The organism is Mycobacterium sp. 20KCMC460 (genome assembly GCF_022179425.1).
GTDB classification, from domain to species: Bacteria; Actinomycetota; Actinomycetes; order Mycobacteriales; family Mycobacteriaceae; genus Mycobacterium; species Mycobacterium kiyosense.
In genome coordinates, this window is the sequence record NZ_AP025524.1 from 3,951,478 (window position 1) to 3,971,862 (window position 20,385).

At 67.6% G+C, this 20,385-nt stretch carries 20 protein-coding genes; 8 read left to right on the top strand and 12 right to left on the bottom strand.

The genetic code is table 11. The annotated features are described in order from the left end of the window. Positions 1 to 124: 124 nt before the first annotated feature. Positions 125 to 1,510: a wax ester/triacylglycerol synthase family O-acyltransferase gene (locus tag MKCMC460_RS18285; protein ID WP_238304671.1), complete on the bottom strand. Its 1,386-nt coding sequence runs from the start codon at positions 1,508 to 1,510 to the stop codon at positions 125 to 127. Between the two features lie 82 nt (positions 1,511 to 1,592). On the opposite strand from MKCMC460_RS18285, the gene MKCMC460_RS18290 reads away from it, so the two are divergent. Then, positions 1,593 to 2,972: an FAD-binding oxidoreductase gene (locus MKCMC460_RS18290; protein WP_238304672.1), complete on the top strand. Its 1,380-nt coding sequence runs from the start codon at positions 1,593 to 1,595 to the stop codon at positions 2,970 to 2,972. A 49-nt stretch (positions 2,973 to 3,021) separates the two neighbouring features. Here MKCMC460_RS18290 and MKCMC460_RS18295 read toward each other — a convergent pair whose 3' ends face one another. The 3 genes from MKCMC460_RS18295 to MKCMC460_RS18305 all read right to left on the bottom strand — a co-directional run bounded on the left by MKCMC460_RS18295 (position 3,022) and on the right by MKCMC460_RS18305 (position 5,560). Next, the gene (locus MKCMC460_RS18295) at positions 3,022 to 4,422 is read right to left on the bottom strand and encodes a serine/threonine-protein kinase (protein WP_236982610.1); all 1,401 of its coding nucleotides are present in this window, start codon (positions 4,420 to 4,422) and stop codon (positions 3,022 to 3,024) included. 107 nt (positions 4,423 to 4,529) lie between these two features. Beyond that, positions 4,530 to 5,225: a DsbA family protein gene (locus MKCMC460_RS18300; RefSeq protein WP_236982608.1), complete on the bottom strand. Its 696-nt coding sequence runs from the start codon at positions 5,223 to 5,225 to the stop codon at positions 4,530 to 4,532. A gap of 20 nt (positions 5,226 to 5,245) precedes the next feature. Then, entirely contained in the window at positions 5,246 to 5,560 is a 315-nt protein-coding gene (locus MKCMC460_RS18305) for a protease inhibitor I42 family protein (RefSeq protein WP_236982606.1), read from the bottom strand. 19 nt (positions 5,561 to 5,579) lie between these two features. Here MKCMC460_RS18305 and MKCMC460_RS31415 point away from each other — a divergent pair, with 19 nt between their 5' ends. The 3 genes from MKCMC460_RS31415 to MKCMC460_RS18315 all read left to right on the top strand — a co-directional run bounded on the left by MKCMC460_RS31415 (position 5,580) and on the right by MKCMC460_RS18315 (position 8,572). After that, positions 5,580 to 5,702, top strand: a complete 123-nt coding sequence (locus MKCMC460_RS31415; protein ID WP_255731169.1) for a hypothetical protein — start codon at positions 5,580 to 5,582, stop codon at positions 5,700 to 5,702. Positions 5,703 to 5,800: 98 nt separating this feature from the next. Next, positions 5,801 to 6,916: a DUF5685 family protein gene (locus tag MKCMC460_RS18310; protein ID WP_236982604.1), complete on the top strand. Its 1,116-nt coding sequence runs from the start codon at positions 5,801 to 5,803 to the stop codon at positions 6,914 to 6,916. A gap of 60 nt (positions 6,917 to 6,976) precedes the next feature. After that, positions 6,977 to 8,572 carry a Na+/H+ antiporter gene (locus MKCMC460_RS18315; RefSeq protein ID WP_238304673.1) on the top strand — a complete coding sequence of 532 codons (1,596 nt, stop codon included), beginning with the start codon at positions 6,977 to 6,979 and terminating at the stop codon, positions 8,570 to 8,572. A gap of 38 nt (positions 8,573 to 8,610) precedes the next feature. Here MKCMC460_RS18315 and MKCMC460_RS18320 read toward each other — a convergent pair whose 3' ends face one another. Together MKCMC460_RS18320 and MKCMC460_RS18325 are read right to left on the bottom strand one after the other, a co-directional pair. Next, complete coding sequence (locus tag MKCMC460_RS18320) at positions 8,611 to 9,861, bottom strand: cytochrome P450 (RefSeq protein WP_236982601.1); 1,251 nt, start codon at positions 9,859 to 9,861, stop codon at positions 8,611 to 8,613. Continuing rightward, positions 9,858 to 10,403, bottom strand: coding sequence for a TetR/AcrR family transcriptional regulator (locus MKCMC460_RS18325; protein ID WP_236982593.1), 546 nt, complete (start codon positions 10,401 to 10,403; stop codon positions 9,858 to 9,860). Before MKCMC460_RS18325 ends, MKCMC460_RS18320 begins: the two co-directional genes overlap by 4 nt. A 46-nt stretch (positions 10,404 to 10,449) precedes the next feature. On the opposite strand from MKCMC460_RS18325, the gene MKCMC460_RS18330 reads away from it, so the two are divergent. The 3 genes from MKCMC460_RS18330 (at position 10,450) to MKCMC460_RS18340 (ending at position 12,960) form a co-directional block, all read left to right on the top strand. Next, complete coding sequence (locus MKCMC460_RS18330; protein WP_236982591.1) at positions 10,450 to 11,316, top strand: TIGR03619 family F420-dependent LLM class oxidoreductase; 867 nt, start codon at positions 10,450 to 10,452, stop codon at positions 11,314 to 11,316. Positions 11,317 to 11,515: 199 nt separating this feature from the next. Further along, positions 11,516 to 12,034 (top strand): hypothetical protein, encoded by a 519-nt coding sequence (locus tag MKCMC460_RS18335; protein WP_236982589.1) that lies wholly within the window; start codon positions 11,516 to 11,518, stop codon positions 12,032 to 12,034. Between the two features lie 77 nt (positions 12,035 to 12,111). Next, positions 12,112 to 12,960 (top strand): sulfurtransferase, encoded by an 849-nt coding sequence (locus tag MKCMC460_RS18340; RefSeq protein WP_236982587.1) that lies wholly within the window; start codon positions 12,112 to 12,114, stop codon positions 12,958 to 12,960. A gap of 11 nt (positions 12,961 to 12,971) precedes the next feature. Here the strand turns inward: MKCMC460_RS18340 and MKCMC460_RS18345 are convergent, their stop codons facing one another. Further along, complete coding sequence (locus tag MKCMC460_RS18345; protein ID WP_236982585.1) at positions 12,972 to 13,970, bottom strand: hypothetical protein; 999 nt, start codon at positions 13,968 to 13,970, stop codon at positions 12,972 to 12,974. A gap of 176 nt (positions 13,971 to 14,146) precedes the next feature. Here MKCMC460_RS18345 and MKCMC460_RS18350 point away from each other — a divergent pair, with 176 nt between their 5' ends. Next, the gene (locus MKCMC460_RS18350) at positions 14,147 to 15,139 is read left to right on the top strand and encodes an alpha/beta fold hydrolase (RefSeq protein WP_236982583.1); all 993 of its coding nucleotides are present in this window, start codon (positions 14,147 to 14,149) and stop codon (positions 15,137 to 15,139) included. Here the strand turns inward: MKCMC460_RS18350 and efeB are convergent. The 5 genes from efeB to MKCMC460_RS18375 all read right to left on the bottom strand — a co-directional run bounded on the left by efeB (position 15,121) and on the right by MKCMC460_RS18375 (position 20,363). Beyond that, on the bottom strand, positions 15,121 to 16,416 hold the full coding sequence (gene efeB / locus MKCMC460_RS18355; protein ID WP_236982581.1) for an iron uptake transporter deferrochelatase/peroxidase subunit: 1,296 nt from the start codon (positions 16,414 to 16,416) through the stop codon (positions 15,121 to 15,123). The two genes, MKCMC460_RS18350 and efeB, sit on opposite strands and share 19 nt — an antisense overlap. Before the next feature lies 1 nt (position 16,417). Then, a complete protein-coding gene (efeO, locus tag MKCMC460_RS18360) occupies positions 16,418 to 17,623 on the bottom strand; it encodes an iron uptake system protein EfeO (protein WP_289624974.1) in 1,206 nt (401 codons plus the stop codon). Positions 17,624 to 17,626: 3 nt separating this feature from the next. Next, positions 17,627 to 18,091 carry a hypothetical protein gene (locus MKCMC460_RS18365; RefSeq protein ID WP_236982571.1) on the bottom strand — a complete coding sequence of 155 codons (465 nt, stop codon included), beginning with the start codon at positions 18,089 to 18,091 and terminating at the stop codon, positions 17,627 to 17,629. Between the two features lie 95 nt (positions 18,092 to 18,186). Continuing rightward, entirely contained in the window at positions 18,187 to 19,374 is a 1,188-nt protein-coding gene (locus MKCMC460_RS18370) for a cytochrome P450 (RefSeq protein ID WP_238304675.1), read from the bottom strand. Then, entirely contained in the window at positions 19,371 to 20,363 is a 993-nt protein-coding gene (locus tag MKCMC460_RS18375) for an LLM class flavin-dependent oxidoreductase (protein WP_236982567.1), read from the bottom strand. The genes MKCMC460_RS18370 and MKCMC460_RS18375 overlap by 4 nt, the downstream gene beginning before the upstream one ends. Positions 20,364 to 20,385 lie beyond the last annotated feature (22 nt).

Genomic DNA, 20,385 nt, shown 5'->3' on the forward strand with positions numbered 1-20,385 from the left:
CAGTACGCCCACGCGCCGCGGCCTCAGGCAGCGCACGGCGCGGCAGGGTAGTCGACGAATAAGGCGTCGACTACCACCTGAGCAACCCGCGCATGACCGGGGCTGGCCAAGCTGCCGGTCACCTTCACACCGCGGCGCGGGGCTTGGTGCGCCGCTTGACCCGCAGGGCGTGGGTGATCTCGACCAGCCGCGCCACCCCCTGCTCGATTCCCGAGGCCAGCGCCGTCACATCGGGTGCGTTCTCGTAGTCGCCGGTGATGCCGAAGATGAAGCTATCGGCGTAACTGACCATCGCGACACCGGTGCGCAGGTTCAGCGCGATCGGCGGGATCGGCAGCATCTCCAGCACCCGACGGCCCAGCAGCTTCTGTTCGGTCCTCGGGCCCGGCACATTCGTCGCCAGCGCCACCACCGCCCGCTGCGGCAGCCGGCTCAGCAACCGAACCATCCACGCGGACAACACAAACGGCACGTTCTTGGCCAGCGAGATGACCGCGTTGCCACCCTCGCGCTGCCCGCTGCCCTTGGCCGCGGTAAGCCGGTCGTGCACCAGCTCCAGCTGGGTGACCGGGTCGTCCTCGTCGACGGGCAGCAGCGGCAGCATCGCCGAGACCTGGTTGTCGGTCATGTTGAAGTGGTTCATCCCACGCACCGACACCGGGACCAGTGTGCGCAGCGAGTTGCGGCTGGGCTTCTCTCCGCGCTCGAGCAGCAGGCGCCGGTAACTGGACGTGATCGCGGCCAGCGCGACGTCGTTGAGTGTCACGTCGAAGGCGTCGGCGACCTCGTGCAGATCGGCCAGCTTCACCCGCGCGACGGCGTAACGCCGCATTTTGGTGACCGGCCCGCTCAACGACGTGGACGGCGCCGGGCTGAACAGGCTGGCGGTCAGTCCGGCGGCACCCCACGCCGCGTGCTCGACGGCGCGGCCGGCGCTGACGGCGCTGCGGGCCCAGCTCAGCGGATTGAGATTCATCGTCAGGCGCCAGCGCTGCTCGGGTTCGGTGGCGGCGTGGATGTGGGTGGCGAATGATTCGCCACCGCCGTCGTCGCTGAATTGCGCCAGCATCTGGGTGGTGGCAATGCCGTCGGCGATGCAGTGATGCAGCTTGGTCAGCACCGCCCAGCGCCCGTCGCTGAGCCCTTCGATGACGAAGCAGTCCCACAGCGGGCGTTCCCGGTCCAGCCGGCGTTCCATGATGGCGGCGACCAACTCGAACAGCTCGGCATCCCCGCCGGGCGCCGGCACCGCCCGGTGGTGCAGGTGCCGGCTGATGTCGAAGTGCGGGTCCTCCACCCATTCCGGGGATCCGATGTCGAGCGAATGCCGGTGCAGCATCTGGGTGCAACGGGGAATGTTCTGCACCCGTTCGCTGAAGGCGGCGACGAACTCGTCGAAACCCGGTGCGGGCCCTTCCATGATCGACACGCCGCCGATCGCCAGGCTCACGTGCGGATCGGAGTCTTCGACTTCGAGGAAAGCTGCGTCCAATGCTGACAAACGCTCCATAATTTTCACTATTCGCCGCGGTACGCCCACGGGTGAGAGTCGGAAGTCCCAACTTGGCGGGACGAAGATAGATTGAGTCGCTGTGAGCGACATAGCGGCGCGGCTGGCGCATATCGTCGGAGAGCACCACCTGGTGACCGGCGACGCGATTCCCGACGACTACGCACACGACGAGGAGTTGACGCTGGCGCCGGTCAAGCCGGCCTACGTCGCCAAGCCCGCCAGTGCGGAGGAAGTGGCGGCGTTGTTGGTGGCCGCCGGGGAGCACGGCATTCCAGTGACCGCGCGCGGATCGGGATCCGGACTGTCGGGTGCGGCCCGGCCGCAGCCCGGCGGGCTGCTGATCTCGTTCGAACGGATGAACGCCGTGCTGGAGGTCGACACCACCAACCAGGTCGCCGTCGTGCAGCCCGGCGTGACGCTGACCGAACTCGACGCCGCGACCGACCCGCACGGGCTGCGCTACATGGTGCACCCGGGTGAGCTGTCGTCCAGCGTGGGCGGAAACGTCGGCACCAACGCCGGCGGGATGCAGGCGGTCAAGTACGGGGTGGCCCGGCACAACATCCTCGGGTTGCAGGCGGTGTTGCCGACGGGCGAGATCATCCGCACCGGCGGTCGGATCGCCAAGGTCTCGACGGGCTACGACCTGACGCAATTGATCGTCGGCTCCGAGGGGACGCTGGCGCTGGCCACCGAGGTGATCGTCAAGCTGTATCCGCGGCTGGAGCACAGCGCCACCGTGCTGGCGCCGTTCGCCGACTTCGACCAGGTGATGACGGCGGTGCCGGCCGTGCTGGCGCAGGGTCTTTCCCCCTACATCCTGGAATACGTCGACAACATGACGATGGCCGCGATCGTCTACACCCAGCACCTGGAGCTGGGCATCCCCGAACAGGTCCGCGACAGCTGTCAGGCGTATCTTGTTGTGGCTCTGGAGAATCGGAATGAAGGTCGCCTAGACGAAGATGTCGAGCAGGTCGCCGAGCTGCTCGCCGAGTTGGGCGCGGTCGACTGCTATGTGCTGGAAGGCGGTGCCGCGCGCAAACTTATCGAGGCGCGCGAAAAAGCGTTCTGGACGGCGAAGGCGATCGGCGCCGACGACATCGTCGACACCGTGGTACCGCGCGCCGCGATGCCGCAATTCCTTGCCGCCGTGCGGGAGATGGCCACCTCGGCCGGCGGCGGGGTGGCCGGTTGTGGGCACGCCGGCGACGGCAACGTGCATCTGGCGGTGTTGTGCAAGGATCCGGTGGCCCGCAAGAAACTGATGACCGATATCTTCGCGCTGGCAATGGAATTGGGTGGCGCGATCTCCGGCGAGCATGGGCTCGGCCGGGCCAAGGCGGCGTATTTCGCCGAACTCGAAGACCCGGCCAAGGTCGCGTTGCTCCGTCGCATCAAGGAAAGCTTCGACCCGGCCGGAATCCTCAACCCGGGAGTGGTGTTCGGCGAGGGATGATTTTCGGCTCCCTCAGCCGGCCAGGGCGCTACTGTCGCCGTACTCCAAGTCAGGCTGCCGACGCGTACTGCAACACCGGCTCAGCCGAGTCGACGTGCCGGCCGCTAAGGATGGTCAGCTGATTCGGGCGCACCTCGTAGCGGACACCGTTGGCCGGATTGGTCACGTCGAATCCCCCCGCCGACCGCACCGCGTTGGAGATCTCGATGTTGGCGCCGTCCCGAATCCGTTCACCGCGGTAGTAATAGCCGGCGCTGGTTTGGCACACCACCGCCAGCGACTTGGCCGTGCGCACCACCGCGGCGGGCGGGTTCCCAGGATCGCAGCGCGCCGAATGCCCGATGAATCCCAGGGCGTCGGCGCCCTGCACCGGGTGCGACAGGAACGGCGCTGAAGGTGTCGATGTCACCGGCGGCGCCGCCGAGGGCGCCGATGCGACGGTGGTCGGCGCGTGCCGGTGGTTGGTGAAAGCCAGCACCCCCGCCAATGTCACGGCGACGACGAACAGCACGGCCGTCACCCCGCTCAGCACGACCCGGCTCACCGTCGGCGGCCTCCGCGAGGGCTCCCGCACCACCTCGAACGGCCGCGTCTTGGGCGGCTCACTCGGCGGCGGGCTCAGCCGGGGCTCACTCAGCGGCGGCCCGCTGACCAGCGCCGGCTGGTCCCACAGCGCGGCCTCCCCGGCGGCGCTGGCCAACTCGGCGGCGCAAACAAACCGTGCCGCAGGCTGTTTGGCCATCCCCTGGGCAATGATGCCGTCGAACTCGCGGTTGATCGCCCGGCCCATGATGCTGGGCCGTGGCGGCGCCCCGAACATGTGTGCGTTGAGCACCTCCCGCTCGTCGTCGTCCTCGAACGGCGGCCTGCCGGTGAGGCACTCGTACAGCACGCACGTCAGCGAATAGATGTCACTCGGGGGCCCAATTCGGCCGCCGCCCAAGCGTTCCGGTGCCAGATACACCGGGGATCCGGCCGGATCAACAGCAAAGTCGAGATAGGCGAAGTCCTCCGAGGTGAGCAACACGTTCTCCGGCCGGACGTCACCGTGCACCAAACCCAGGGCATGCGCAGCGTCCAGCGCGGCAGCCACCTGCGCGACAATGCGCGCCGCGCGTGGCGGTTCCAGCGTGCCCTGCTCACGCAGCAAGTCCCGCAGCGTGCCGCCATCGATCAGACGGGTGTCCAGGTAAGGCACGCCGGAGATCTCACCGAAGTGGTACACCGGCAAGACGTGCGGATCGCGCAGCGCCGCCACCCGGGACAACCGTTGCTGGAAGCGCGGATTCGCGGCGAACTCGGTGGGCAACAGCTTGACCGCCACCGCCTGGTCCTTGCGGGTGTCGTATGCCTCGTAGACCTCGCCCGCTGCGCCCTCGCCGATCAGCGAGCGCAGTTCGTACGGCCCGAACTGGGTTCCGGCACGTGAGCGGTGATCCGGTGAGGACAAAACGGAAATCCTTTCGCTGGAACGATAATCGCCTCCCAGTGTGCCCAAAAGATCCGCACGCGTAACGTGCGAAACAACACAATCCGGCGCCGACCCAGGTCAGGACGTCAGGAAGCCCCGCCAGCCAACCGCTCGACGTCGACAACCTCACCGCGGTTGATGCTCACCCAGTCGCGACCGTCCAGATACGGTCTCAGGCTGCGGCCGATCAACTCGGCGTCCGCGGCCGACTTGGGCCGCTGCAGCTCGTAGACGTGCGGCAGTTCCGCCATGCCGGTGACCACATTCCACAACTTCACGGCGTCGGCACCCGACGGCGGGTCCACCAGCACCGGACCAAACAGGCACTGCCCGTTGAGAAATAGCGTCGGCACCCCGAAGCCGCCCGCCTCGACGACTCGCTGGTGCTCGGCACGCACGTCGTCGTGGGTGGTCGAATCGGCAAGTGCCGCATCCAGAGTCGACTCGTCCACGCCGATCGAGGCCAACAGTCCGCGCGCCACCAAGGGATCGTGCGGTTTGCCGCCGAGCGTGTGCAGCTCGTGACCGATCGCGCCGTACCAGCGGTCGAGCAGGTCCATGTCGGTGCGGCGCAGCAACGCGCCGATCCGCATCAGCGACCAGCCGTAGGACCAGTCGCGCTGCCACGGGTGCTTCTTGCCCTCGACCCGGTTGACCTCCTCCAGGCTGAAGAACCGCCAGTCGATCGTGATGCCCAGTTGCGCGCGGACCTCGCGGATCCACAGCGAAGTCTGATAGGCGAACGGGCACATCGGGTCGAAGTGGAAATCGACGGTCGTCATCGGCGTCTCCCCTGTCGGACCTATTGGACTGTCACGTTTGCGGTGAACGTGCACGACGGCGCGGCGTCACCGACGATCGGGCCATAGCTGGCGACGATCGTCGTCTTGCCCGACCGTAACGCGGTAAACGTCCACACCTCGGTGCCGGGCGAGCCCACCCGGCCGGTGTCGCCGTGGAAGTACTCGTGGCTGGCCTGCCGCAGGATGGTACCGTCGGCGATCTTCGGGTCGGCGGTCCAGCGGTACGGGGTGCTGTGGTTGGCGCCCAGCGACAGCTTGAGCGTGTCGCCGACGGCCAGCGTGCCGTCGCGGGTGATGACGTTCTGCTGCAACACGTCGTCGATGGAGACCTCGATGGTCTTGGTCGACGACTTGCTCGGGCTCGAACAACGCCGCCAGCATCAGCAGCGCGGCGGCCAGCGCCAGGAGTCGGGTCTGCACAGCATCGACCCTATGCCGCGAACGCGAGACGGCTAAGGCTTTCGGCGCCGCGGATCGCAGTAAAGTTCTGCTGGCTCGGCTACCGACACCGCGTTCTGCGCGCAAAAGCCCAGTTGGTCGGGTAGCTTCAGTCCGTGTTTGGCATCATTCGGCCCTGCCGTCACCGGCTCGGCAGCGAACTCTCCGCGGCCTGGCGGGCCCAACTGTGCGGCCTGTGCCTGGCGCTGCGCGACGACTACGGTCAGGCCGCCCGGATCGCCACCAATTACGACGGCCTGATCGTCTCGCTGCTCGTCGAAGCGCAGTCCGCGGCGAAGCCGGGCCGCCGCACCGCCGGGCCGTGCCCGCTGCGTGGCATGAGGCGCGCGGACGTGGCGACCGGTGAATGCGTGAAGCTGGCCGCGGTGGTGTCGTTGGCGCTGGCCGCGGCCAAGGTGCGCGACCACGTCGACGACCGCGACGGACTGGTCGGCGCGGCGGCCATCCGGCCCGCGGCGCGTCGCATTGCCGAACGCTGGGTGCGTCGCGGCACCGACACCGGCCACACGCTGGGTTTCGACGCCGACGTGCTGGTGGCCGCGATGGACCGGCAGGTCGAGCTCGAGGCGACGGCCGGAACGGGCAGCTCACTGCTGGCCGTGACCGAGCCGACCGAGACCGCGGTGGCCGCCGCGTTCGCCCACACCGCGGTGCTGGCCGGACGCCCGGCCAACGAGGCGCCGCTGCGTGAGGTCGGGCAGCTGTTCGGGCGGGTGGCGCATCTGCTCGACGCGGTCGAGGACTACCGCGACGACCTGGTCCGGGGAAAGTGGAACCCGTTGGCCGCGACCGCAACGTCGCTGCCTGAAGTCCGGGCGCTGTGTGACGACGCGGTGCTGGGCATCGAACTGGCTCTGGCCGAGGTCGACTTCACCGACGGGCGGCTACCCCGCCGGCTGCTGACCAAGGAGCTGCGCCGCGCCGTCACACGCACCTTCGGTCAGCCCAGCCGCAACGCCAATTACCCCCACGGGTCGCCGCATGGGGAGCAGGAGGGGATCAACTTCGGCAACGAGCCGTTTGGGAACTTTCCGCCCGGCGAGATTCCGCCCGGCCAGCTGCCACCCGAGCAACAGCGCAAGGAAACCTGGTGGAGCAACTGCACCGACGCGTGTTGCTGCGACTGCGAATGTGACTGCTGCTGCGACTCCTGCTGCGGCGAGGGCGACTCGTGCTGCTGCGACTGCGGGGATTGCTGCGACTGCAGCTAGCGGGCGCGCCGAGCGCCCTCCGGGCGGGCGGTGGCCGCTGGCGTGCGGCACGATGGGCTGGTGTTCGGCCTCGTCGTCATCGTCACGCTGGTCACCACCGTGGTCGTCGGAACGCTCCTCGGGCGGCGCTATCGGGTAGGTCCGCCCGTCCTGCTGATCGTGCTGGGCACGCTGCTTGGGCTGATCCCGCGTTTCGGCAACGTCGAGATCGACGGCGAGATCGTCCTGTTGCTGTTCCTGCCGGCGATCCTGTACTGGGAGAGCCTGAACACCAGCTTCCGGGAAATGCGCACCAACCTGCGCATCATCATCATGTCCAGCATCGGCCTGGTGATCGCGACCGCCTTCGCCGTCTCGTGGACGGCCCGCGCGCTGGGCATGGAGCCGCACACCGCCGCCGTGCTGGGTGCGGTGCTGTCGCCCACCGACGCGGCCGCCGTCGCCGGCCTGGCCAAACGGCTGCCGCGGCGCGCGCTGACCGTGCTGCGCGGCGAGAGTCTGATCAACGACGGCACCGCACTGGTGCTGTTCGCGGTGACCGTGGCGGTCGCCGAGGGCGCTCGCGAGGTCGGGCCCGCCGCGCTGGTCGTCCGGTTCGTGCTGTCCTACCTCGGTGGGATCGTGGCCGGGCTGCTGGTCGGCGGGCTGGTCACGCTGCTGCGCCGGCGCATCGACGAGCCGCTCGAGGAGGGGGCGCTGAGCCTGCTGACCCCGTTCGCGGCGTTCCTGCTCGCCCAGTCGCTGGATTGCAGCGGTGTGGTCGCGGTGCTGGTGTCGGCGCTGGTGCTCACCTACACCGGGCCGAGGGTGATCCGGGCGCGGTCGCGGCTGCAGTCCTACGCGTTCTGGGACATCACCACGTTCCTGATCAACGGCTCGCTGTGGGTGTTCGTCGGCGTGCAGATCCCCGGCGCAATCCGCCACATCACCGACGTCGACAGCGGCGGCCTGCCGCGCGCCACCTACCTGGCGCTGGCCGTCACCGGGGTGGTGGTGGCGACGCGGATCGCCTGGGTGGAGTTCTCCACGGTGTTGGGCCGCATCACCGACGCGCTGGCGAAGCGGCCCCCACGGCACGTCCCGTTCCGGCAACGCTGCGTCACCAGCTGGGCCGGCTTCCGCGGGGCGGTGTCGCTGGCCGCCGCACTGGCGGTCCCGTTGACCGTGCACCAGGGCGCCCCGTTCCCGGACCGCAACCTGCTGATCTACGTGGTGGTCGTCGTCATCCTGGTCACCGTGCTGGTGCAGGGCAGCACGCTGCCCGCCGTAGTGCGGTGGGCCCGGCTGCCCGAGGACGTCGCCCAAGCCGACGAATTGCAGCTGGCCCGCACCCGCAGCGTCGAAACCGCCCGCGAGGCACTGCCGCAGATCGCCGCGGAGCTGGGGGTCGGCCCCGAACTGTTCAAGCGGCTCAGCATGGAGTACGAGGAGCGGGCCGCGATCGTGCTGGCCGACCCCGACGACGACTGCGCCAACCACTTGGCCGAACGCTCCGCCCTGGCCCGCAAGGTGCGGTTGGCCGTATTGGACCGCCAACGTCAGGCCGTCACCGCGTTGCGCAACCAGAACTTGATCGACGACATCGTGTTGCGTGAGGTGCAGGCGGCGATGGACCTGGAAGAAGTGCAGCTGCTCGACCCCGCCGACCCCGAATAGCTGTTGGCGCCGCGCGCCGAATAGGCGGAGGACACAGGCTAGCCCGTGCTGCACGGAAGTCGTTTGATCCCATGGAAGAACGACGACCTCAACCGGTCGGGCTCACCGGTGACGGTGAGTTCGGGCACGTTCGGGTACAGCTCCTCGAGCAGCACCCGCAGCTCCAGCCGCGCCAGCTGAGCGCCGAGGCAGAAGTGCACCCCGCCCCCGCCGAAGGCGGCGTGCCCGGCATCCACCCGGGTCACGTCGAACTCGTCGGGCCGCTCGAAAACGTCCTCGTCGCGGTTGGCCGAAAGATAGTGCATCAGCACCCAGTCGCCCTTCGGGATCCGCTGCCCGCGGATCTCCACGTCGCGGGTGACGGTGCGGCGGAAGTGCATCACCGGCGTGGCCCAACGCAGCAGTTCTTCGACCGCGGGCTTGACGGCTGCGGGGTCGCGCGCGAGCAGGGCGCGTTGGTCGGGATGCTCCGACAGCGCTAAAATACCGTGGCTCAACGTGTTTCGGGTGGTCTCGTTGCCGGCGATGGCCAGTAGCAGAAAGAACTCGTTGAGCTGGTCGCGGTTGAGTTTCTCACCGTCGACCTCCGCGGCCAGCAGAGCCGAGAGGATGTCGTCGGTGAGCCCGTGCGTGCGCCGGTGTTTCACCAATTCACCGCAGTACCGGAACATCTCGGCCGCGGCCTGCCCGAGCGCCTCGGGTGTGGGCGCGTAGTCGGGGTCCTCGATGCCCAGGGTGCCGATGGCGTTGCTCCAGCGGAACACCTCCATCCGGTCTTCAGCCGGAACGCCGAGCACGCCGGCGATCACCTGCAGCGACATCTCCGCGGAAATGTCCGGCACGGCATCGAATTCGCCCTTCGCCAGGATGTCGGCGACGATGTTGCGGGCGACCTGGCGCATGTGTGGTTCCAGTCGCAGCACGTTGCGGGCGGTGAACCCCTGGTTGATCAGCTTGCGGTAGTGGACATGTCGCGGCGGGTCGATTCCCGGCAGCATCGCCGAGGTGGGCCCGGCCTCGACCTCGACCAGCGTGTTGCCCCTCGAGGAGGTGAAGGTGTCGGTGTCGCGGCTGACGGTCCGGATGTCGGCGTGCTTGGTCAGCAGCCACGCCCGGGGCAGACCCGCCATCCGGACCGGATGCACCGGGCTGTCCGCACGCAACCTCCTCAGCGCATCGAACGGCGCGCCGACGACGTAGGTGTCCGGGTCCAGCACCGCCGCGGCGTCGCGATCCGCCGGGGTGTCCTGGTTCTCCACGGTCAACGACCCCAGATTCGGAACGGTCATGACTCCTCCATTGCCTTGACGCCGGCGATGATCACGTCCAGGCCCGCGCGGAACCGCTTGGTGGGCTGACGACGGCCGCGGGACTCCTCCAGGCTGACCGAGCCCAGCAGGTAGGTGTACAGCACGGTATGAGCGGCCGCCACAACGGCTTTGGAAACCCCGGATTCGGCCAGCAGCGAGCGGCTCAGCCGGTCTAACCGGCGGGCCCGCTCTCCGCCGCCGCTGGTCTGCAGCAGACCCGCCACCCCCGGGACGCCGAGCATCACCTCGCGGGCCGAACAGAACAGCTCGGCCAGCCGGGTCTCCCACGGCCCGTCCTGCGGCACCGGAATGTCGGCCAGCACCGACTCGGCGAGCAGATTCAGCGCGGCCTGTTTGCCCGGCACGTGGTAGTACACCGACGGCACTGCGGCGCCGAGTTCGGCGGCCAACGATCGCATCGTCACCTGTTGCACACCGACCCGACGGGCCAGCGCGTGCATGGCGGACACCACCTGCGCGCGGTCCAGTTCGCCATAGGCGCGACGCACCGCCGACGTCATTCGACCTTCGTTCGAATCAATTCGAGCACTGTTAGAATCTAGCGCGATGAGCAACCCCGCCGCAAAGTTGTCTGTCGCCACCCCGGTAGTGACGATGTTCCCCGACGCCAGCTCCGACTGGGAGATCGACGCCTCCATCGGCGACGTCGCCCGCGTCGCCGAGGCCGCCGACCGACTCGGATACCACCACCTGACCTGCAGCGAACACATCGCGCTGCCCGCAGCCGAGCAGGCCCGCCGCGGCGCCCGCTATTGGGATCCGCTGCCCACCTTCGGCTACCTGGCCGCCCGCACCCAGCGAATCAAGTTGGCCACCAACGTGTTGGTGCTGGGTTACCACCATCCGCTGGAGATCGCCAAGCGCTACGGCACCCTGGACGTGGTCAGCAACGGCCGGCTCATCCTCGGTGTCGGTGTCGGCTCACTCAAAGAGGAGTTCGACCTGCTCGGCGCCGCATTCGACGACCGCGGCGCCCGCGGTGACGACGCGCTGCGAGCGTTGCGCGCGTCGTTGTCGGTTCGCAAGCCCGAATACCGTGGCGAGTTCTACTCCTATGGCGGCATGATCGTCGACCCGTGCGCCGTTCAGGACCGCGTGCCGCTGTGGGTCGGCGGACGGACCCTGCGGTCGCTGCGGCGCGCCGTCACGCTGGCCGACGGGTGGGCACCGTTCGCCGTGTCGAACGCCCAGGCCCGAGACTGGTTGCGCCGCTTCGAGACTCCGGCGTCGTTCGACGTGGTGCTGGCGCCCTCGGCACGACTGGATCCGATCGGTGCACCCGACCGGGCCCGGGAGCTGATCGCGGAGACGCTCGCACACGGCGCGACCATTGTCAGCGCCAACTTCGCGCATGCTTCGCTGCAGCACTTCCTGGAGAATCTGCAGGCACTGGCGGAGTTGAACGTCTCGTGAACCGGGTCAGGGCGGGCATTTTCAGCCTCACCGCGGCATCACCGGACGACGCCGGCAGCTACCTGCGCTGGCACCTGCTCGACCACATGCCCGAGCAGTATCAACTGCCCGGCATCGTGTCAGGGCTGCGCTGGATCGCCGACGGCGACTACCCTGCGGCGAGGTTGGCCTCCACGGTCCACTCGGCGAGATCGCCAATGTGGTGCACTACCTGGTCGGCGACCCGGTGCAGCAGACCTTCGACGACTTCGTCGAGCTGGGCCGGGTGCTGCGGGAGAACGGCCGGATGCCGAGCATCCGGCCGTTGCTGCAGATCAGCGGGCTGCGTCTGCTGCAGTGGCAGGCCGCGCCGCGGGCCCTGGTGTCGGCGGAGGTGGTGCCGTTCCGGCCGCACCGCGGTGTGCTGTTGCTCATCGAGGAACCGGCCGGTGCCCGCCCCGACGCCTGGCTGGAATGGCTTGCCGCCGAACACTATCCGGAACTGCTCGGCACCCACGGGGTAGCCGGGGTCTGGACATTCGGGGCGACCTGGGCTCCGCTGCCCCGCGGCTGGCGCACCGATCCGCAGTACATCACCGTCGTCTATCTCGACGAAGACCCGCTGGCCGTCACCTCTGCGCTGGCGCCTCTCGTCGAACAGCGGTGGCGATCTGAAACGGTTCGACCGGTCTTCGCCGGACCGCTGCGCAGCATGATCAGCTGGGAAGCCTGGGTATGAGCTCGGCTTTCCCCGCCGCGGCCACCACCCGTATGTCGTCGACATCCCGGAGCTGTACGCCTGGCTAAGGTGAACCGGTGAGCACGCGCGAACAAGTATTGATCAGCCCCGCCGAGCTGGCCGGGCTCATCGATGCCGGGGAACCGGTCAGCATCCTCGACGTGCGCTGGCGACTGGACACCCCGGACGGCCGGCCTGCCTACCTGGACGGTCACCTCCCCGGTGCAGTGTATGTGTCGCTGGAAGACGATCTCAGCGACCACACCGTCTCCGGGCGCGGACGCCATCCGCTGCCGTCCGGCAGCAGTCTGCAGGAGTCGCTGCGCCGCTGCGGGGTATGTGACGGGGTGCCGATCGTGGTCTACGACGACTGGAATCGCGCTGGCTCCGCACGCGCCTGGTGGGTGCTGACCGCGGCAGGGCTGACCGACGTGCGCATTCTGGACGGCGGCCTCTCCGCCTGGCGCGCCTCCGATGGCCAACTGGAGAGCGGACCCGTCGCACCCCCGACCGGGAATGTGACTGTGCCGCAACCGAACCTGTACGCAGGCAGCCAGCCCACCTTGACCGCCGACGAGGCCGGCGCCGCGCGCATGCCGCTGTTCGACGCGCGAGCGCCCGAACGCTACCGGGGCGAAGTCGAGCCCGTCGATGCCGTCGCCGGCCACATCCCCGGCGCGAAGAACCTTCCCTTCGGCAGTTTGCTGACCGCCGACGGAACGCTCCTCGGTACCGCAGAGCTGCATGATCTGTTGTCGGCGAACGGTATTGAGCCTGATTCCCCGGTCGGGACGTACTGCGGTTCGGGAGTCACGGCCGCCGTCGTGGTCGCCGCTCTCGCCGCGGCCGGTCAACGCGCTGCCCTATTCCCCGGGTCGTGGTCGGAGTGGAGTTCGGATCCGGCACGCCCCGTCGAGCGGGGCTGAGCTCAGCGCCTTTAGGCCCCGGCCCACGTCGCCAAGAACGCGGCGACCACCCGCGCCGCGTTCTCCGCGGCGATCTGCTTGTAGAAGAAGAACTGAAAGGGGAACCCGGGCAGCCCCAGCGGATCTCCGGGTCCGTCCGACATGCCGCGAACACCCAGGAACGGGACACCGTGCGCCACCGCGACTGCCTGCGCGGCGGCGGTCTCCTGATCCACCGCGTCAAAGGCGGGATTCTGCGCTGTGGAGATGTTCAGATTGCTCAGCAGCCCCTTGGCCAGAAACGGCCCGATCGCCTGGAAGAAATTCCCGGTGTACAACAGCGACCGGCCCGGCGCACTGCATGGTTGGCAGCCGAAGACATCGCCGCCGTTGGGAACACAGGGAAACGCTTGGCCATTGTTGGAGTCGGTGCTGAAGCCGTCGCCGCCGACGAACAGCCGCGGCGCTCGCTGCAGATCGATCAGCTTGACGGTTGGAACGTTGCGACACAGGCAGAACGGGTTACCCAGGTTATTGACACCGCTGAGGCTCACATCGAGTGTCTGGGCGGTCGCGAGCATCCCGGGGTCGACGGCGGTGAACGTGGCACCGTTGTCCAGGGTCCACCGGCCCGGCACCGCGACATCGCCCACGCTGGTGCGCCCGGCCCCACCCGCGACGCCCGAAAACATCACTGCCCCAACGGTAGTGCCGGAGGCGCAGGTGAAGTGGTTCAGCGCGGCTTCGGTCACACGCGTCGCGTTGACCAGACCGATGCCGGTCATCGCCACGATCACCTTCTTGCCGGCGATCGAACCCCGGTAGAAGTACTGTCGGTCAACCATTTCCACGGCATTGGGGTCCAGCTGGGTGTGTGCGAGCACCGCGTCGGCCTCGGCCGGGAAAGCCGTCAGCACCAACGTGCGTTGCTCGCAGGCCGGCGTCGTCACCTCGGCAATCCCTTCCGGTGCAGCACCGGGCAAACATAGCGCCGCCACCACGGCGAGCGCAGCACGGAGTCGCTTGGGCACGGTCCCCCATCTCTGCCGAGGCTTCACCGGCAATTTGCTGCGCACTATTTTCCCGCAAACCGGCACACAGCTGGGAAATCGTTATCGTTTCTGTTGTCCAGCGCGTTCGAGTCGTGATCCGAAGTCCGGGCACCCCTGGGCGTGGACTGGCACATCCGACCTGCCAAGCTGGCAGCATGGACCTCTTCGTCGAATGGCACAGCAGCGGGACGGAACTGACTTGGCGATCGACGACCGACGCCAACGCCGGGCAAACGGTCTCGATCTTCCTGCGCCGGTTCGGCAAGCCGGGGGCGCCCGCGCTGGTGTGTGTGCACGGCTTCCCGACGTCGAGCATCGACTATTTTGCGCTGGCGCGTGAGTTGGGTGAGGAATTCGAGATCTTCGCGCTGGACTTCCCCGGCTACGGTGCCTCCGACAAACCACCGGAGCCCTACGTCTACTCGCTCTACGACGACGCGCGTCTGCTCGTGCACGCCATCACCCACGTGTGGAAACTGACCGAATACCGGATGATCACCCACGATCGCGGCAGCAGCGTCGGCATGATCGCACTGGGGATGCTCGCCGAAAAGGATTTACTGCCAACTGATCTCATCCTCACCAACGCCAACATCTACCTGCCGTTATCGAACCTGACCCCGTTCCAGACCGCGCTGCTCGACACTGCGACGGGCCGGGCTACCGCGGCGGAGACGACGCCGGAGCTGTTGGCCGCCGGCCTGGGGGTCACCACGTTCATGCCGCGTCGCAAGCCCACCGACCCCGAGATCTCGGCATTGGCAGAGTGTTTCGCCTACAACGACGGCATCCGGGTGCTGCCGGACACCATTCAGTACCTGCATGAGCGCGCCGCCGACGAAAAGCGCTGGCTGGAAGAGCTTTCCAAGCTCCCGGTCGACACCACGCTGATCTGGGGCCTGCACGACGCGGTCGCGCCGCTGCGTGTTGCCAACCACGTATGGCAGAAATATCTGCGGGCCAAGCCGGGTCGGAGCCGCTACTGGGTGGTCCCGACAGGCGATCATTACGTGCAATGCGACGCCCCGCGCGAGTTGGCGCAGATCATCCGGCTGACCGCACAGGGCAAGGCCATCGCGCTGCAACTGCAGACCCTCGGCGACAAACCTGAGGGACCGGTGCTGGTGGATCAGCTGAACAGCGACTGACCGATGTAGTGACCCTTGTCGGGCGCCGGCGGTATCGCGAAGATCGCCGACCCGATGTGGCGGATGTACTCGTTGAGCAGATCGCTGGCGCCCAACCGGTTCTGCAGCCGAATGAAGTTGCGCGGATCGTTCTGATACGAGATGAACAGCAGGCCGGCGTCGAGCTGACCGGCGCCGTCCAGCCCGTCGGTGTAGTTGTACGAGCGTCTTCGGATCATCACGCCGTCGTTGTTTTCCCGTGCCGCCAATCCGATGTGGGACAGCGGGTCGATGATCGGTTTGCCGTCATGGCCTCTGGCGCCGAAGTCGGGGGTGTCGAATTCGTCCTTGCCGCCCAGCGGTGCGCCGCTTTGTTTGTTGCGGCCGAAAGTCTGTTGCTGGTCGCCGATGCGGTCGGTGTCCCAGGTTTCGAGCAGCATCCTTATCTTGCGGACGACCTGGTAGCTGCCGCCGTTCAGCCAGGCCTGGTCGCTGTTGTCGATCCACACGAATCGGCGGTACTGCTCGTCGGTGATGACATTGCGGGTTCCGTCCTTGAATCCCATCAGGTTTCGCGGCGTAACCTGGCCGGGCCCTGCCGACGCGCGACCGAAACCCAGCACCTGCCATGACGGCGCGACCACGTCGCGCCCCAGCCGGGTCAAGTTGCGGGTGGCGTGATAGCACACCTGCGGGTCGTCCGCGCACGCCTGCACCGACACGTCGCCGCCGCGCAGCCGCGGATCGAGGTTGTCTCCGTTGAGCGCAGGCAGATCGGCGAACAGCGCGGGTTTGCGGCCCGCCAGTCCGAAGCGATCGCCGAACAGCGAAGGACCCAACCCGATGGTTACGGTCAGGCCGGCCGGACTCAGGCCCTGCGCTTCGCCGGTATCGGCCGGCGGCTGCACCTCCACCGCGGGCTGCACCGCCCCCACCGGATTGCCCTGCTGCAAAACCGCGGCCGCCGCCGACCACCGGGCCAGCAACCCCTGTAGGTCGGCTCGCCCCGCTCCGGCTGCCAGCGAGAAGGACATGAACACGCAGTACCGCTGGGGTGGTGTGGCGATTCCGCCTTGGTGACTGCCCTCACGGGATTGCCCGTAGAAGGGGTAGCTGCGGCGCAGGTCTACGGCGTCGTTCTGGTCGCCCCTGTCCTGCCCGGCCGCGACCGCGTAGCCGGTGAGTCCGCCTGCGGCTGCGCCGGCCAGCCCGGCCAGCATGGTGCCGCCGAGCAGCCGGCGCCGCGAAACCGGTGTGCTGTCAACTGGTTCGGTGATCGCCGAAGTGTCGTCGGTCATGTCATCCCACCGCGACGACTTTCTGGGCAACCATGGACAGGCTCTGGTGCAGCGGCTGGATGACGGCGGTCAGCTTCGGTGCATCGCGGGCCCGCAGTTCCGGGGTGTAGGTCCGATAACCGCCCAGGGCCGCCGGATCGCGGTAGCCGTTCAGCACAGCCAGCACGTCTTGAAATTGCCGGTCGATCTGGTTGACGAGGTAGTCGTCGATCTTTTCCAGTCCCGGCCGCAGCGCAGCGTACGCCTGCTGCGCGCCCTCCACGTTGGCCGCGAAGTCGACGAGGTCCAAGTGGCTGAACGACTCTTCTTCGCCGGTGATCTTGGTGTTCTGCACTTCCTCGATCAGGTCGGCCGCGCCGTTGGCCAAGTCCTCGGGCCGGTACTGCAGGTTGGCCACGGTGCCCTTCAATTTGCCTACGTTGTCGACCAATTCGGCGCTCAGCGCCTTGGTGGCGGAGGTGATGGCGCCGACCTGCCACAGATCGCGTTCGATCGCGTGGAAACCCTTCCAGCCGATCTTGGCGTCGACCGGAGTCGACTCACGCATGTCGATCAAGTAGTCGAGGTTGCCTTCGTTGTCACCGACCGCAAAGCCTGGCAGCACAAAGCCTGCGACACTGGTTTCGGCGCGCTCGTAGAACGGCCGCGCTTTCGCGTAGGCCTGTTTCGCGCCCGCCACATCGCCGGATTGCACGGCGTCGTCAAGCAGCTTGACCGCGTCGTAAAGTTGACCGATTTGGGCGACGACGTACGTCGCGTAGTCCTTCGTGCCTTGACTGAGGTCGGTTGCCACCGTGCCGGTGGGCGGCGCGGGTGCCCGCCCGGTCACCGTCAGCGTTTGGTACTCGATATCCGCTCCTGGGCAATAGATTTGATAGGCGCCACCGTCGAGAGTGACGGTGAACGAGACGGGATCCAGACCTGGCGCGAGGTTCTCCTTCTCACCGAGGATGCGCTGATCCTTGAGCAACTCGACTTCGGTGATGCCGGGCGCGTTTGCGTTTGCCGCGATGAATTTCACCGGGCCGGCCGGCACCGTGGTGGTGCTCAGCACGCAGCGGTCCTTGCCGCCGTCGTTGCTCATCGTCACCTTGACGTCGTTTGCTCCGCTTTTCGGCGGCTCAGTGCCTCCGCGACTGCAGGCGGCGACAGCCAATGCGGCGCCGACCACTACCCATCGGTTAAACCGCCTGGTGCGCTTCGACATTGGCTACTCGCCTCCTCTCCGGTGCTTGGCTGCGGCCAACACGACCGGCGGCGACGACACAGAGGGCCGCGACCTGCCAGACCCGCACCGTAACACCGTCGATGTATTCCGCACCCGCGGCGGTGAGGTCGCGGAGTTCGGTGGGCCGTCGGCGGGTGCGAAGGACAGCACCTGCGCGTGGGGTGCAGCGGCCGGCACCGGCGAACCGCGGCGGCTGATGGCGTGCCGAGCTGCACGTTCGAGGTCGCGCCGGAGGCGGCCGTCGTCGCGGTTCATCCAGCGGATCATCGAGGTCACGAAGACAACGGCGATCACCCCGACGACGACGGCAAGGGCCACGCCGGCGCGCATCGGAGGCGTCGACCGGCCATTTCGGGTCAGGAACGCGGCGGCGATGCTCGCGATGAGCGTCGCCGCCGAGCCTTCTCGAAGGCCGCTCGAGAAGGTCCCGATGAATACGCCCTGCATGTAGCCCGATTCCCGTCTGATCCAATCAGCTCAGACTAACGAATGCGGGGCCTTGATCCCCCACAAGCGGTCGACAACGGCCGCTCCCCGCGGGCCTACCCAGTGACGACCGGAAGTTTCGCCCATCCCCGCACACTGCTGGTGTGCGCCTTTTCGGCGGCCGAATAGTCGACTTCCCAGGCCGGCCACCGCTTGATGACCTCCTCGAGTGCCACCCGCGCCTGCATCCGTGCCAAGGCCGATCCCAGGCAGAAGTGCAGTCCGTGCCCGAAGCTCAGATGGCCCCCGCCGCGGTGGATGTCGAAACGCTCGCCGTCGACGAACCTGCGCTCGTCGCGGTTGGCAGATCCGTTGAGCAGCAACATGATCGACCCCTCCTGGATCAGGGTGCCGTGGCAGGAGACGTCGCGGGCGACGTAGCGGGCCTGCACCGGGGACGGCGCCTCGAAGCGCAGCACCTCCTCGATCGCCATCGGGATCAGCGAGGGGTCGGCCACGATCTGCGCCAACTGGTCGGGATGGTCGGCCAGCAACTGCCCGATGAAGCCGATCAGGCGCGTCGTCGTCTCGTTGCCGGCGCCGGCGATTATGCTGGTGTACATCAGCACCTCGGTGCGTTCCAGGCGCCGCACCACTCCGTTGTCTTCGATCTCGGCGTTGAGCAACTGCGTCATCAGGTCGTCGGAGGGGTGCTCGATCCGCCAGTCGATGTAGTCGGAGAACACCTCGTAGCTCTTTTCGAACAGGTCCTCGTCGACCGCCCGGAAGGTGCCCTCACGCAGATTGATCGCGCGGCCCCCGCGGTCGCGGATGTCGGCCTGGTTCTCCTCGGGAATGCCCAACAGATAACCGATGGTGCGCATCGGGATCATCGCCCCGAGATTCTCGATGAAAACGAACCGGCCCGAACCGACCAGTGGGTCCAGCGCACGTACGCAGAAGTCCCGCGTCAGCGGCTCGATCGCCTCCATCCGCCGGGGCGTGAAAACCCTTGACAACAAACGACGATGCAGATCGTGCAGCGGGGGGTCCTCGAACAGGATGACGCCGGGCGGCACCTCGATGCCGCTCATGATGATGTCCATCGTGGTGCCGCGACCGGACCGGTAGGTCTCCCAGTTCGTCAGCTCCGGGGCGACGTCCTCGTACCGGCTCAGCGCGTAGAAGTTGTATTTCTCGTTGTAGTACAACGGGATTTCGTCACGCATCCGCTTCCAGATGGGATACGGATTGTCGTCGATGTCGAAATCGAAGGGGTCGTAGTAGATCTCGGTCGTCGTCATGCGGTCTCCGCAGCAACAGGCTGGGCGGCGGTCGCTACCACCTCACCCACCCGTTTGAGATAGGGCCACGCCACCTCGGGCGGCACCCCGCCGCACAGCGGCGACAACGCCAGCATCTTGCCGGCGCGCACCCGCGAAACCGCTTCGTCCACCGTGATGATCACGTGCGACTTACCCGTCTCGCGCAACTCCTCGACGGTGTCCACGTGGGAGAAACCCGCCGTCGTCTGGTCACCGGGGTTCCATGACGCATACGTGCGCGCGTCATGCAGCAGGTGCTCACCGAGTTCCGCCCACGCTTGCTCCACGTCGTCGGCGACGAAAACCACCGAAGGGTTGTTGCGGTCGGGGAAGAACGCCGCCCCCGGTTTGTAGCCGTGCTTGCGGGCGGAGGCCTCGTAAGCCTCGCGCATCCCGGGGATGTTCGCGTTGGCCAGCATCCCCAGGCCGTACCGACCCGCCCGCCGGGCCGCCGCCAGGCTCCCGCCGCCCCACATCATCCCCGGCCCCCCGGAGCTCACCGGCCGCGGCGTCACGAAGATCCGCCGGTCCCCGTCCAGCACGGTCTCACCGGCCAGCAGCTTGCGCAGCAATGCCAGCTTCTCGTCGGCCAACCGCCCCCGATCGGCCAGGTCCAGCCCGTAGATCTCGTACTCCTCCGGCCGGTACCCCAGCGCGAAGATGTAGGACGCCCGGCCCTTGCTGATGAGGTCGAGCACCGCGATGTCCTCGGCCAGGCGTACCGCGTCGTAGAACGGCAGGATCAGGATCAGGCTCAGTGCCAACCGCTCGGTGCGCGAGGCGATCGCGGAGGCCAGCAGCAGCGGCGATGGCAGGTAGCCGTCCTCGGAGCCGTGGTGCTCGCAGACCACGGCGGCCAGCGCCCCGTGGTTCTCCGCCCAGGCGCACATCTCTGGAACGGCGGCGTACAGCGCCGTCGGGTCGGCGCCGAATCCCGGCGCACGCATGTCGAAGCGCAGCGTGTACACGCCTTCTCCTATGCAACCTAAT